Source organism: Grimontia sedimenti (genome assembly GCF_011045095.1).
GTDB classification, from domain to species: domain Bacteria; phylum Pseudomonadota; class Gammaproteobacteria; order Enterobacterales; family Vibrionaceae; genus Enterovibrio; species Enterovibrio sedimenti.
In genome coordinates this window covers 92,998-107,277 of record NZ_JAALDL010000007.1, presented here as the reverse complement: position 1 = coordinate 107,277, position 14,280 = coordinate 92,998, and the positions used below count along the sequence as shown (strand labels likewise).

Annotated in this window: 11 protein-coding genes and 1 pseudogene; all 12 read left to right on the top strand. The window is 52.1% G+C overall.

The features are described from left to right. Window positions 1–2: 2 nt before the first annotated feature. A complete protein-coding gene (rsmH, locus tag G5S52_RS11215; protein WP_002537359.1) occupies window positions 3–956 on the top strand; it encodes a 16S rRNA (cytosine(1402)-N(4))-methyltransferase RsmH in 954 nt (317 codons plus the stop codon). After that, window positions 956–1,270 carry a cell division protein FtsL gene (gene ftsL / locus G5S52_RS11210; protein ID WP_002537361.1) on the top strand — a complete coding sequence of 105 codons (315 nt, stop codon included), beginning with the start codon at window positions 956–958 and terminating at the stop codon, window positions 1,268–1,270. The genes rsmH and ftsL overlap by 1 nt, the downstream gene beginning before the upstream one ends. A gap of 1 nt (window position 1,271) precedes the next feature. Next, on the top strand, window positions 1,272–3,020 hold the full coding sequence (locus tag G5S52_RS11205; RefSeq protein WP_002537362.1) for a peptidoglycan glycosyltransferase FtsI: 1,749 nt from the start codon (window positions 1,272–1,274) through the stop codon (window positions 3,018–3,020). Then, a pseudogene (gene murE / locus G5S52_RS11200) lies at window positions 3,020–4,506 on the top strand (UDP-N-acetylmuramoyl-L-alanyl-D-glutamate--2,6-diaminopimelate ligase). The gene G5S52_RS11205 and the pseudogene murE overlap by 1 nt, the downstream one beginning before the upstream one ends. Further along, entirely contained in the window at window positions 4,503–5,867 is a 1,365-nt protein-coding gene (locus G5S52_RS11195; RefSeq protein ID WP_165013579.1) for a UDP-N-acetylmuramoyl-tripeptide--D-alanyl-D-alanine ligase, read from the top strand. The pseudogene murE and the gene G5S52_RS11195 overlap by 4 nt, the downstream one beginning before the upstream one ends. Continuing rightward, complete coding sequence (mraY, locus tag G5S52_RS11190) at window positions 5,861–6,943, top strand: phospho-N-acetylmuramoyl-pentapeptide-transferase (RefSeq protein WP_002537368.1); 1,083 nt, start codon at window positions 5,861–5,863, stop codon at window positions 6,941–6,943. Before G5S52_RS11195 ends, mraY begins: the two co-directional genes overlap by 7 nt. Beyond that, window positions 6,944–8,296 (top strand): UDP-N-acetylmuramoyl-L-alanine--D-glutamate ligase, encoded by a 1,353-nt coding sequence (murD, locus tag G5S52_RS11185; protein WP_165013577.1) that lies wholly within the window; start codon window positions 6,944–6,946, stop codon window positions 8,294–8,296. Then, window positions 8,293–9,504 (top strand): cell division protein FtsW, encoded by a 1,212-nt coding sequence (ftsW, locus tag G5S52_RS11180; protein WP_165013575.1) that lies wholly within the window; start codon window positions 8,293–8,295, stop codon window positions 9,502–9,504. The genes murD and ftsW overlap by 4 nt, the downstream gene beginning before the upstream one ends. Next, on the top strand, window positions 9,476–10,546 hold the full coding sequence (gene murG, locus G5S52_RS11175; protein ID WP_165013573.1) for an undecaprenyldiphospho-muramoylpentapeptide beta-N-acetylglucosaminyltransferase: 1,071 nt from the start codon (window positions 9,476–9,478) through the stop codon (window positions 10,544–10,546). The genes ftsW and murG overlap by 29 nt, the downstream gene beginning before the upstream one ends. A gap of 11 nt (window positions 10,547–10,557) precedes the next feature. After that, on the top strand, window positions 10,558–12,021 hold the full coding sequence (murC, locus tag G5S52_RS11170) for a UDP-N-acetylmuramate--L-alanine ligase (RefSeq protein WP_165013571.1): 1,464 nt from the start codon (window positions 10,558–10,560) through the stop codon (window positions 12,019–12,021). 207 nt (window positions 12,022–12,228) lie between these two features. Then, window positions 12,229–13,005: a cell division protein FtsQ/DivIB gene (locus tag G5S52_RS11165; RefSeq protein ID WP_165013569.1), complete on the top strand. Its 777-nt coding sequence runs from the start codon at window positions 12,229–12,231 to the stop codon at window positions 13,003–13,005. Window positions 13,006–13,016: 11 nt separating this feature from the next. Continuing rightward, window positions 13,017–14,273, top strand: a complete 1,257-nt coding sequence (gene ftsA, locus G5S52_RS11160; RefSeq protein ID WP_002537378.1) for a cell division protein FtsA — start codon at window positions 13,017–13,019, stop codon at window positions 14,271–14,273. Window positions 14,274–14,280: the final 7 nt, after the last annotated feature.

Sequence of the window (14,280 nt, the reverse complement as noted above, 5' to 3'; positions counted from 1 at the left end):
TTATGTCAGAGCAGTTTTCACACATTTCCGTCCTCCTCCACGAATCCATCGAAGGTCTCGCACTTAAACCTGACGGCATTTATGTCGATGGTACGTTTGGCCGTGGTGGACATACCCGAGAAATTTTACGTCGTCTGGGTGACGGTGGTCAGCTTTATAGTATTGACCGCGATCCGCAGGCGATTGAAGAGGCAGGCACGATTGATGACCCGCGCTTCAACATTATTCATGGCCCATTTTCCGGCATTCAACAATACATCGAAGAACGTGGTCTGAGTGGCAAGATTGACGGCGTATTGCTGGACCTTGGGGTGTCTTCACCGCAATTAGACGATCCAGAGCGTGGCTTTAGCTTTATGCGCGATGGTCCTTTGGACATGCGCATGGATCCGACTTCAGGTATTCCAGCTTCTCAATGGCTTGCCGAAGCGGAAGCAGACGATATTGCCTGGGTGTTGAAAGAGTTTGGTGAAGAGCGATTTGCCAAGCGTATCGCCCGTGCCATTGTGGCGCACCGCGAAGATGAAACCAAAGAGCCGTTGACCCGCACTTTGCAGCTGGCCAACTTGATTGCTGCGGTATCACCTTCCCGTGATCGTAAAAAGCACCCTGCGACCCGCTGTTTTCAGGCGATTCGCATTTACATCAACAGTGAGCTGGAAGAGATTGAAACGGCGATGCAAGGTGCGCTTGAAGTGCTGGCGCCGGGTGGACGTCTGTCCATCATCAGCTTCCACTCATTGGAAGACCGTTTGGTGAAACGCTTTATGCGTAAGCAAAGCAAAGGGCCGGATGTGCCACATGGCGTGCCACTGACCGAAGATCAAATCCGTGCACTGGGTCAGGCAAAGATGAAGTTGGTGGGCAAAGCACTGAAACCGTCTGACGTGGAAGTCTCAGACAACACTCGCTCCCGAAGCTCGGTGCTGCGTGTGGCAGAAAAATTGGGTGACTGATGTCGGCAGAAAATCCAGGACTGACAAGGCAAATTCTGCAGGACCTGACCAGTATCGGTCGGGTTCCTATGGTGCTTTTGGTTCTGGTACTGCTTTCTGCATTGGGCGTGGTTTACATCACCCAGCAAACGCGTGCTGCGATAGCCCATCATGACCAACTATTGATGGAGCGTGAGCAACTGGAAGTCGAATGGCGTAACCAGTTGCTTGAGGAGCATGCGTTATCAGAACACAGCCGTGTCGAAGCCATGGCACGGCAGGATCAGGACATGATCCGTCCAGACAGTCGACGTGAAGTCATAGTGAGCCAATAGCGTGAAGGGAAAAACGAAACCGACCAATCAGCGAGCGAAAAAGCCAACACCGAATTTGATTCGGTGGCGCTTTGTCACGGTCTGTTTCTGTATTTCCCTTGCCATGGTCGCGTTGATTGCCCGCGCAGCATTCATTCAGGTCATCGAGCCGGATCGCCTTCTTCAGGAAGGCGATATGCGTTCTGTCCGTGTCAAAGCCCTTCATTCCGCACGTGGCATTATTACCGATCGCAACGGTGAGTCGTTGGCTGTCAGTGTCCCGGTTGAAGCGGTATATGTCGACCCGGTGACTGTATTTAAAAACGGCGGTCTGAAAGACATTGACCGCTGGTACGCGCTGGCTGATGTCTTGGGTATCGACCGTCAGGCGATGGTCAACCGCATCGAGCGTAATAAAACCAAACGCTTTATCTACCTGCAGCGTCAGGTTGGCCCTGCTGTTGCTGATTACGTATCCGGTCTTCGCTTACCGGGTATTGGTATGAATGATGAGTCCCGTCGTTTTTATCCGGCAGGTGAAGTCAGTGCTCACCTTGTGGGCGTAACCGGCATTGATGGCCGTGGTCTCGAAGGTATCGAACGTGGCTATGATGGTTGGCTGAGTGGTGAACCAGGCCGCCGTACTGTGCGCAAAGACCGCTATGGTCGCGTCGTTGAAGTCATTTCCAAAGAGGCCAAGGAAGAAGGCAAACCACTTCAACTCAGTATCGATCAGCGTCTTCAGGCGATTTCTTATCGCGCCATTAAGCAAGCGGTTGCGGACTACCGCGCGACTTCAGGCTCTTTGGTCATGGTCGATGTCCGCACGGGCGAAGTGCTGGCGATGGTGAATGCACCGTCTTACAACCCGAATAACCGCGCCGATCTGAAAAGTTTCAAAATGCGTAACCGCGCCATCACTGATGTTTTCGAGCCAGGTTCCACCATCAAGCCTCTGGTGGTTTTGGCGGCATTGGAAAATGGCGTAGCGGATGAGTCGACCATCATTGATACGGGTAACGGCGTGATGAGCATCGGCGGAGCGCGTGTCCGCGATGTATCCAAAGTCGGTGAAGCAAACCTCCGTAAAATCCTCCAAAAATCCAGTAACATCGGTGTCAGTAAACTGTCTCTTTCTATGCCGGTCGAAGCATTGCTTGGCCTTTACAGCAGCTTTGGCATCGGTGACGCAACTGGTGTGAATCTGGTCGGTGAGTCTTATGGACTGTATCCGAACCGTCGCCGTTGGTCTGACTTCGAACGTGCGACCCTCTCTTTTGGTTATGGCCTTTCTATTACGCCAGCTCAGCTTGCCCGCGCTTATGCGGTACTTGGCGCGGAAGGTGTGAATCGCCCGCTGTCGATTTTGAAAACAGAATCAGTGGTACCGGGTAAACAAGTGGCATCACAAGAAAACACCCGAAAAGTCCTCGACATGCTGGAGTCCGTGACGCAGGAAGGCGGAAGTGCCCGCCGCGCAGCGGTTGACGGTTACCGTGTCGGGGCAAAAACAGGTACAGCGAAAGTTGCGGTGGCTGGTGGCTACGGTGATGAATATATCGGTTATACGGCGGGGATCGCACCTTTGAGCGAGCCACGCATTGCCATGGTGGTGGTGATCAATGAACCCCAAGGCGACAAATATTACGGTGGTCAGGTTGCGGCCCCCGTGTTTTCTGACGTGATGAAGAGCGCGTTGCAGATCCTCAATATCGCACCGGACGCTCAGCAGCCATTTTTACAGATTGCTAATACGGACAATCGGAACTGATGCCGAACACGAGCTTTAAAGAATTATTGGCGCCTTGGTATGACGCCATCCCAGAGACACCTATTACCGGTTTGACGCTGGATAACCGCCAGATCCAACCGGGTGATGTATTTATTGCCGTTCAGGGGCACTCCCTGGACGCGCGACGTTTTATTCCTGCTGCTATTGAAGCCGGCGCAGCGGCGGTGATTGCCGATGATGGTGATACTAACGGCCAGTTTGATGTCACCTTGCAAATGGTGTGCCAGTCGTTGCCTTCCCTCACTTGAAATCCACCTTGTCGGAAATTGCTGACCGTTTCTATCAATCACCAAGCAAAATGATGAAAGTGATTGGTGTGACAGGTACCAATGGTAAAACCACAGTGAGCCAGTTGGTTGCGCAGTGGATTGACCTGCTTGAAGGTAAAGCTGCAGTGATGGGAACCACAGGTAACGGCTTCCTTGATGCATTGGAGCCAGCTTTGAACACCACGGGCAGCGCGTTGGATATTCAGCAGCAACTGGCGGCGTTTAACCATCAGGGTGCGACTCATGTGGCGATGGAAGTGTCTTCTCATGGTTTGGTGCAGGATCGTGTGAAAGCCGTGGCTTTTGATGCTGCTATCTTCACTAACCTCAGCCGTGATCACCTTGATTACCACGGCACCATGGAAGCATACGCAGAAGCCAAGCTTCGCCTGTTTACTCACTACGGCTCACCAGTTTCCGTGATCAACGTTGACGATCCGGTTGGTGCAAACTGGGTCAGCAACATGCCGGAAGCGGTGGCGGTTTCACTTTCTGAAAGCAATGTCCACGCGCATCAAGGACGCAAGCTTTGGCTAACATCTGTCGACTACGCGACAAGTGGCGTGACCATCAGCTTTGACTCTTCATGGGGTGCTGGTCAATTTACTGCGCCGCTGGTTGGCGAATTCAACGTCATGAACCTTCTGGTTAGCCTGACCACGCTTCTGGGACTTGGTTACGAAAAAGAAGCTCTGATGGCAGCGGCCAGCAAGTTGCAGGCGGTGATTGGACGCATGGAAGTTTTTCATCGTGCTGACAAACCTATGTTGGTGGTGGATTATGCTCACACCCCCGATGCCCTTGAAAAAGCGCTGATGGCTCTTCGTCGTCACTGCGACGGAAAGCTTTGGTGTATTTTCGGCTGTGGTGGCGATAGGGATACAGGTAAACGCCCAATGATGGCAGACATTGCTGAAAGAATGGCTGATGTGGCTATCCTGACCGACGACAATCCCCGCTCAGAATCTCCGGAAGCGATTGTGGCTGACATGCTCAAAGGCATGGTCGATCCCGATCAGGCAATTATCCTTCACGACCGCGCGGAAGCGTGTGGCTATGCATTTGAAAATGCGTCAGAAAAAGACGTGATTCTGGTCGCAGGAAAAGGACACGAAGACTATCAAGTGCTGGCATCAGGTACTGTTCACTATTCCGATCGTGAGACCGTACGCCGTTTGTTGGAGGAAGAGGCATGATTCCAGTTTCATTGAAATCACTGCAGACTGTTTTAGATGCTGATCTGGTCGGCGAAGATGTAGTGATTGATGCCGTTTCCACCGACACGCGAACACTTGGCAATGGCGCTTTGTTTGTCGCGCTGGTGGGCGAGCGATTCGATGCTCATGATTTTGTAGAAACTGCGTATGAGAACGGTGCGTCTGCGCTTTTGGTTTCCAAACCTGTCGATGTCGCACTACCACAACTGATTGTGAAGGACACCAAACTGGCTTTGGGGCAACTGGGCGCATGGGTGAAATCTCAATGTGATGTGAAGACGATTGCGCTCACAGGCAGCTGCGGTAAAACCACAGTCAAAGAAATGCTGGCTGCCATTTTGTCTCCAAAAGGTCAGACGCTTTATACCGCCGGCAACTTCAATAACGACATCGGTGTGCCGCTGACCTTGCTTCGTCTGCAACCCTCTGATGAGTACGCGGTGATGGAATTGGGCGCTAACCACATTGGTGAAATTGCCTATACCACGGCTTTGGTTAAGCCGGATCTGGCGATGGTCACTAATCTGGCGGCAGCGCATTTGGAAGGCTTCGGTTCCCTTGATGGCGTAGCGAAAGCCAAAGGCGAAATATTCCAGGGGCTTGCTGACGGCGAGCTTGCCATCGTTAATCAGGACAGCAATGGTGGCGCATTTTGGGATGACGTACTGAAAAGTAAGCAAGTACTTACCATGACAGTGACTGACAAGCCTGCAGACTACCGTGCCGAGAATATTCATCAGGTCGACAACGGCTGCTATGCCTTCGATTTGGTTTCACCACAAGGTACCTATTCGGTGACACTCAGCCTTCCCGGTGAACACAACGTTGCGAACGCAATTCTTGCTGCCATAGCAGCGACCAAGATAGATAGTAAGGTGACAATGGACGATGTGGTCCGAGGTCTCGCTTCTGTGTCGCCTGTCAAAGGTCGTGGTGCGATAAGCTTCCCGCGCCCAGGTCTTCGTCTGATTGATGACAGCTACAACGCCAGTCTTGCAGCAATGAAAGCGGCTGTGGATTTGCTGGATGGCTTCGACGGAGACAAAGTCATCGTCTTGGCCGATATGGGCGAGATGGGCGAACACTCCGATTCGGTGCATGGAGAAGTGGCAGAGCACCTCAGCAAGGCCTCAATTCAAACCGTGATTACTTATGGACCTGCCAGCGCCGCGATCAGCGAGCGTTGCGGGGGTCAGCACTTTGAAGATAAAAGCGCATTGATTGCGCATGTAGTAGAACTGATGAAAACAAAACGCGAAGTATCCGTTTTGGTCAAAGGGGCCAACGGAATGAAGATGTCTGAAGTGGTTGCAGCAATAGAGGAGGCAGCCAAATGCTAGATTGGCTATCAGATATCCTAACCCAACACATTCCGTTCTTCCGACTGTTTGATTACCTGACATTCCGCGCCATCCTCAGCGTGTTGACCGCTTTGACGCTGTCACTCTGGATGGGCCCTCGCCTGATTGCCCGCTTGCAGATGCTGCAAATCGGTCAGGTAGTGCGTAACGAAGGTCCGGAGTCCCACTTCAGCAAGCGTGGTACACCGACCATGGGCGGCATCATGATTTTGACCGCGATTACAGTCACTGTGCTGCTGTGGGCTGACCTTTCCAACCCTTATGTTTGGGCGGTGCTTTTCGTGACTCTGGGTTACGGTGCCGTTGGCTTTGTCGACGACTACCGTAAAGTGGTGCGCAAGAACACAGACGGCCTGATTGCCCGCTGGAAGTATTTCTGGCAATCCGCCATTGCGCTGGTAGTGGCCTTCGCACTCTATATCCACGGTAAAGATACAGCCGCCACCCAACTTGTGGTGCCTTTCTTCAAAGACGTGATGCCTCAGCTTGGCCTGTTCTACATCGTCTTCACCTATTTCGTGATTGTTGGCTCAAGTAACGCAGTGAACCTCACTGATGGTCTTGATGGCTTGGCCATTATGCCGACCGTGATGGTAGCCAGTGGTTTTGCCTTTATTGCCTGGGCGACGGGTAACGTGAACTTTGCTGAATATCTGCACATCCCTTACATCAAAGATGCCGATGAATTGGTGATTGTCTGTGCGGCGATTGTCGGCGCAGGTCTTGGCTTCTTGTGGTTTAACACCTATCCGGCACAGGTGTTCATGGGTGATGTGGGCTCACTGGCACTCGGTGGTGCACTGGGCACGATTGCCGTGCTGGTACGTCAGGAGTTCCTGTTGGTCATCATGGGCGGTGTGTTCGTGATGGAAACCTTGTCAGTGATCCTGCAAGTGGGCTCTTACAAACTGCGTGGTCAGCGCATTTTCCGCATGGCGCCTATCCACCACCACTACGAATTGAAAGGCTGGCCAGAGCCGCGCGTGATTGTACGATTCTGGATCATTACCCTGATGCTGGTTCTTGCAGGACTGGCAACATTGAAGGTGCGCTAAATGAAGACAGACGCCGCGAAAAACATTGTGGTGATTGGGCTCGGTATGACCGGGCTCTCTGTCGTTAATCATCTTGTGAGAAAAGATGATGGCGCGACCGTGAAAGTGATTGATACCCGTGCTAATCCGCCGGGCGCAGAGCAGTTACCGAAAAATGTGGCATTGCATGCCGGTGGCTGGAATATGGACTGGTTGTTTTCAGCAGACCAGATTGTGGCAAGCCCAGGCATTGCGCTGGCAACGCCAGAGCTTAAAGAAGCAGCTGCGAAAGGCATTGAGATTGTCGGTGACATTGAACTCTTCGCCCGTGATGTAAAATCGCCTGTCATTGGTATTACCGGCTCAAACGGTAAAAGCACCGTGACCAGCCTGGTTGGCGAGATGGCAAAAGCGGCAGGCATTAATGTCGGTGTTGGCGGTAATATCGGTTTTGCTGCTTTGGATATGCTGGCCAATGAGCATGAGCTTTATGTACTGGAGCTGTCGAGCTTCCAGCTTGAAACCACCTCCTCCCTGAATTTAGAAGCGGCAGTGTTCCTCAACCTTTCAGAAGATCATATGGATCGCTATGAAGGGATGGATGACTACCGCGATGCTAAATTGCGCATTTTCGACCAAACCAAACTGTCGGTCTGGAACCAAGACGATCTCCAGACCAAAAATACACAGACCAAAGGCGACAATGTGCCTGCTATCAGCTTCGGTTTCACGTCAGGTGAGTACACACTCACCGAGAAAAACGTCGCAGAGTGGCTGACAGCAAAAGGTGAACCAGTGATGGCGGTGTCCGATATCGCGCTGGTGGGCCGTCACAATGTGGCTAACTGTCTGGCGGCGATGGCGCTGGCTGATGCAGTGGGAGTGAGCCGTGAAGCGCAATGTCAGGCGATGCGTGAATACAGAGGCTTACCTCATCGCTGTCAGCAAGTGGTCGAACACAACGGCGTGCTTTGGGTGAATGACTCAAAAGCGACTAACCCCGCGAGCACTGAAGCGGCGCTTGATGGCCTGCAGTTGGCAGGGCGTCTGCACCTTTTGGTGGGTGGCGATGGCAAAGGCGCAGACTTTTCTTCGCTGAAACCTATCCTCGATAAGTTGAACGTGACTTTGTACTGTTATGGCCGTGATGGTCATGCTTTTACAAATCTGGTTGAGTCGCCCGTGGTGATTGAAACCATGCAGGAAGCTATGGATATCGCGGCATCAACTGCGACATCTGGTGACATGGTGTTGTTGTCTCCAGCATGCGCTAGCTTCGATCAGTTCACCAACTTTATGGTGCGAGGCGATACCTTTGCTGCATACGCGCAAGAGATTGCACAGCGAAGCGCTGAGGAGAGCGTGACGGAATGATGAGTGCGAAGTGGGAAGACAACCGTCTGATGCGCTGGCTCTCGAATCCAGCGCCAACGGCATTGTATGACCGCCAACTGGTGTGGCTGTCATTCGGCCTGATGATGGTTGGTCTCATCATGGTGTCCTCTGCTTCCATTCCTGTATCTGTCCGTCTGGTTGATGAGCCGTTTTATTTCGCCATGCGTCAGGGCATCTATCTGGTAGGCGCACTTATCATTGCCGGCGTGGCCATGCAGATACCTTTGTCGCGTTGGCAACAACTCAGCATTCCTCTGCTTTTTATCTCGCTCGCGCTTTTGTTGGCGGTTTTGCTGGTCGGTAAATCGGTAAACGGTGCATCCCGTTGGCTGCCAATGGGCTTTTTTAACCTGCAGCCCGCAGAAGTGGCCAAATTATCACTCTTCCTGTTTATTGCTGGCTATCTTGTTCGTCGTCATGGTGAAGTCAGAGAAAGCGTCACCGGCTTTTTGAAACCACTGGCAGTGCTGGTGGTGATTGCTGGTCTTTTGCTGCTTCAGCCTGACCTTGGCTCTGTTGTCGTCATGTTTGTTACGACGGTAGGCATGCTGTTTATTGCCGGCGCCAAGCTATGGCAGTTCGGTGTCTTGCTGTTTACTGGTCTTGGACTGGTGGGTCTTTTGATCATTGCTGAGCCCTACCGTGTTGCTCGCGTCACCTCCTTCCTGGATCCCTGGCAAGACCCATTTGGCAGTGGCTATCAGCTGACGCAATCTTTGATGGCCTTTGGCCGCGGCAGCTGGTGGGGACAAGGGCTGGGGAATTCTATACAGAAACTCGAATACCTGCCGGAAGCGCACACTGACTTTGTTATAGCGGTGCTGGCAGAAGAGCTCGGTCTTATTGGCGTCACTGTTGTTTTGCTGATGGTATTTGCATTGGTTTTCCGTGCCCTCTTTATCGGGAAGCGTTGCCTTGAAGCGAACCAGTTATTTGGTGGCTTTCTGGCATTTGGTATTGGCATCTGGTTTGCGTTTCAGGCACTGGTGAATGTCGGTGCTGCGGCAGGTATTATGCCGACAAAAGGTTTGACGTTGCCGCTGGTCAGTTATGGCGGCTCCAGTTTATTTATTATGTCGACGGCGGTGGCGCTACTTCTTCGCATTGACCACGAATACCGTTTGGAAACGGCGCAGGCGCACCAACGAATTGTCTCTCATGAAAAACGAAAACGAACAAAAGCATAAACGATTATTGGTGATGGCTGGTGGAACCGGCGGTCACGTTTTCCCAGGACTTGCGGTAGCCAAAGAGTTGCAGGAACAAGGTTGGGAAATTCGCTGGCTGGGAACGGCAGACAGGATGGAAGCGGATTTGGTGCCAAAACATGGCATTGAGATCGACTTTATTGAAGTAAAAGGGCTGCGTGGTTCGGGCTTTGCGCGTAAACTTCTCGCCCCTTGGATGGTACTTAATGCTGTTGTTCAGGCAAAGCGCCATATCAAAAACTGGAAACCGAATGCTGTGCTGGGCATGGGCGGGTATGTGAGTGGACCGGGTGGTTTGGCTGCATGGCTAAGCGGCATTCCCGTTGTTCTCCACGAGCAAAATGCCGTCGCGGGGTTAACCAACCAGTGGCTGGCAAAGATTGCCAAGCGTGTGTTGCAGGCTTTTCCTGGAGCGTTTGCTGACAAAGAAGTCGTTGGCAATCCGGTAAGAAAGGATGTTTGCGACTTGCCAGAACATAAAACTTATGTGGATGGCACACCGCTGAAAGTGTTGGTGATGGGAGGAAGCCAGGGGGCTCGAATCTTAAATCACACAGTGCCGGAAGCGGTAGCGAAGCTGAACCGAGAAGTGGTGATTCGCCATCAGGCAGGCAAAGGCAATCAGGCGGACACGGCAGAGCGCTTCCAAAAAGCGGGTGTGGCGAATGCTGAAGTCACCGAGTTTATTGATGATGTCGCTGAAGCCTACGATTGGGCGGATATTCTGATTTGCCGCTCTGGCGCTTTGACGGTATCGGAAGTGTCTGCTGCAGGCGTGCCATCGATCTTCGTGCCTTTCCAGCACAAAGATCGCCAGCAGGCACTGAATGCTGAGCACCTCGTCGAGAGTGGCGCGGCGCTAATGATAGAACAACCGGATTTGAGTGCTGACGCGTTGGCGGCGGCACTGGAAGATAAAGATTCATCGTCATTGATGGCGATGTCGAAGGCTGCCAAAGCCGCAGCAATAACCAATGCTGCTGAGCGTGTGGCCAGTGTCATCAAAGACGTAGCGAAGTAGAGAACAAAGTGATGGGCAAATTTGATAATCATCAATTAGAAAAAATTCGAACCATGGTGCCGGAAATGCGCCGTGTGAAGCGCATTCACTTTGTGGGTATTGGCGGTGCCGGTATGTGCGGTATTGCGGAAGTGCTAATCAACGAAGGGTATGAGATCACAGGCTCTGATCTATCAGAAAACGCCGTGACCCAACGTTTGGAAAGCAAAGGTGCCAAAGTATTCTTTGGTCATGCTGAGACCAATGTCGATGGCGCTAGTGTTGTTGTGGTTTCTACGGCTATCCGTCAGGACAACCCGGAGCTGGTTGCCGCGAAAGCCGCGCGTATTCCAGTGGTTCGTCGTGCAGAAATGTTGGCTGAACTGATGCGTTACCGCCACGGTATTGCCGTAGCAGGTACGCACGGTAAAACCACCACCACAGCCCTGACCACGCTGATTTATCAGGAAGCAGGTCTGGATCCGACGTTTGTGAACGGTGGTCTGGTAAAAAGTGCTGGTACCAATGCGCGTTTGGGCTGTAGCCGCTACCTGATTGCAGAAGCCGATGAAAGTGATGCTTCATTCCTGCACTTGCAGCCGATGGTGGCGATTGTCACTAACATCGAAGCGGATCATATGGATACCTATGGTGGCAACTTCGACAACCTGAAGCAGACTTTTATCGATTTTCTGCACAAGTTGCCTTTCTACGGTCAGGCAGTGATGTGTGTTGACGATCCTGTGGTGAGAGAACTGATCCCAAGCATTGGTCGCCAGGTGATCACTTATGGCTTCTCAGATGATGCTGACGTGCGCTTAAAAGATTACCGTCAGGAGGGCCAGAAGGGCATCTTCACCATTTTGCGTGCTGGCAAACCGGAGATTCACATCGAACTGAATATTCCAGGCCGACACAATGCATTGAATGCGGCAGCTGCCGTTGCTGTGGCAACGGAAGATGGAGTAGAAGACGACGCTATCTTGCGTGCACTGGCGAGCTTTGAAGGCACTGGCCGTCGCTTTGACCAGCTGGGTCTGTTCCCGGTGGAAGACGGTCACGCGCTGCTGGTGGACGATTACGGACATCACCCAAGTGAAGTCGACGTCACCATTCAGGCAGCACGTGCGGGTTGGGAAGATAACCGCCTGGTCATGGTGTTCCAGCCGCACCGTTACAGCCGCACCCGAGATTTGTATGACGATTTTGCCAATGTGCTTGAGCAAGTCGATGTGTTACTGATGCTGGATGTATATTCCGCTGGTGAAGCGCCGATTGCCGGTGCTGATGGCCGAAGTCTTTGCCGCACTATTCGTGGCCGAGGAAAAATCGACCCTATTTTTGTGCCGGATGTGGATGCTTTACCTGCAGCGTTAGCCGCAGTGATTCAACCTGGCGACCTGGTGCTGACACAAGGTGCAGGTGATATTGGTAAAGTGGCTAGAAAACTGGCCGAATTAAAGCTGGATAAAAAGGCGTTGAGCGAGCAGGGATAAACCTGAATACATGCGGAATGACTGAGCTTGGGCAGAGTGATGTCTAACTTTTAACCTGTTTTTGGTGGTTTTGCATGTATTTGATCTCAGCTTCATCACTTCAATGCCAAGAAGGGTTGGTGACCTGTCAAACTGACCGTTATAATCGGTCGGCTTTGCTGAGGCAAAGCCGCAGGTTGCCTGACGATAGAGAGGCAATAGCCTGATATGACAAATGTGACCGTAGAGGACATACCGGCTCAGCCTTCAATGTTGAAAGAACATTGGGGGGGGCTGGTGTTTTTAGTATTTGTCATTCTGGCTATCCTCTGGTCATTGCTCCGTGTCATCACTTGGATGGGGGACGAAGAGCAATTGCCGTTGTCCCAGATTATTGTACAGGGTGAGCTGGAACACTTAACACCATTGGAAGTGCGCAATGCGGTGCTACAACTCGGTGGTTTGAACAGCTTTATGATTCAGGATGTGGATGACATCCACAGTGCAATTTCTGCACTGCCTTGGGTCGCGAATGTCGCCGTGCGAAAGCAATGGCCGGATACGATCAAAGTCAATGTGACTGAATACCAGCCTCAAGCAGTCTGGAATGGATCGTTTCTTTTAGACGTTGGTGGGAGCGTATTTGGCGCGGATCCTGCTGAAGTCAAAAATCTGGGCTTAGTTTCATTACATGGCCCAGATGGCAGCGAAAAAGAAGTGCTGGAAGCGTGGCGCGAAATGCGTGGCATTCTGGCACCAACAAAATTAGAAATTGCTGCCTTGGCGCTCAATGAGCGCCGCTCGTGGCGAATTGTCACCCGTGATGGGGTGCGCATTGAATTAGGACGTGAGTCCCGCAATGAGCGACTAAAACGCTTTGTCACACTACTTGATGATTTCAAGTCGACCGACAGAGCGATTCAATATGTGGACTTGCGCTATGACACTGGCGCTGCGGTGGGCTGGAAAGCTCCGGAAGTAGAAGCCAGTGACGAGAATACCTGAGAGTAGGTGGAATGAAACAAACAACTGACAGACCGCTGATTGTTGGATTGGATATCGGAACCTCCAAGGTTTCTGTTCTGGTCAGTGAGATTTTGCCTGACGGTGCGATCAATGTGCTTGGTGTGGGATCTACGCCTTCACAAGGCATGGATAAAGGCGGTGTCAACGATCTTGAGTCTGTTGTTAAATCAGTGGAGCGCGCGGTTAACGACGCAGAGCTGATGTCTGATTGCAAGATTCGTTCAGTCTATCTGTCGCTATCAGGAAAGCATATTCATTGCCAGACCGAACGCGGTATGGGAACGATTTCCGATGAGGAAGTCACGCAGGATGACGTCGACATGGTGATTCACACGGCGAAGTCGGTGAAGATCAGCGACGAGCAGCGCGTGCTGCACGTTATCCCGCAGGAATACAAAATCGACTATCAGGAAGGGATTAAGAATCCTGTTGGTCTTTCCGGTGTGCGTATGGAAGCCAGCGTGCACCTTATCACTTGCCACAACGATACCGCGCGAAATATCGAAAAAGCGGTGGAACGTTGTGGTCTGAAAGTGGACCAATTAATTTTCTCTGGTCTGGCGGCTAGCCACGCAGTGATCACTGCTGACGAGAGAGAGTTGGGGGTATGCGTCGTCGATATTGGCGGCGGAACCATGGACATTGCCGTATGGACTGGCGGCGCTTTGCGTCATGCAGCCGTCATTCCTTACGCTGGAAATGTCATCACCAGCGATATTGCTTATGCCTTCGGTACACCTCTTAGCGACGCTGAGAAAATCAAAGTGAAGCATGGGTGTGCGTTAAGCGAGTTGGTGAACAAAGATGCCAAGGTCAATGTGCCAAGCGTTGGAGGTCGTCCTTCACGGAGCCTGCAGCGTCAAACACTGGCCGAAGTCATTGAACCGCGTTGCAGCGAATTGCTGGGGTTGGTGCAGCAAGAGTTGGAACGCGTTCAGGAACGTCTACGCGGACAAGGTGTAAAACACCAACTGGCCGCAGGTATCGTCCTTACGGGCGGTGCTGCGCAAATGCATGGGCTGGTGGAATGCGCTGAGCGCGTCTTCCAGAACCAGGTACGCGTGGGGCTTCCTGATGGTGTGACAGGGCTAACTGACTATGTCAATGCAACCTATCACGCCACTGCAGTTGGGTTACTGCATTACGGCAAAGAAAACCTATTGAACGAATCGAGCGAGCCGGAGCCTAAAAGAACTGTATCAGGCATGTTCAGTAAACTTAGTGGCTGGCTTAAGAAAGAATTTTAAACCTGAT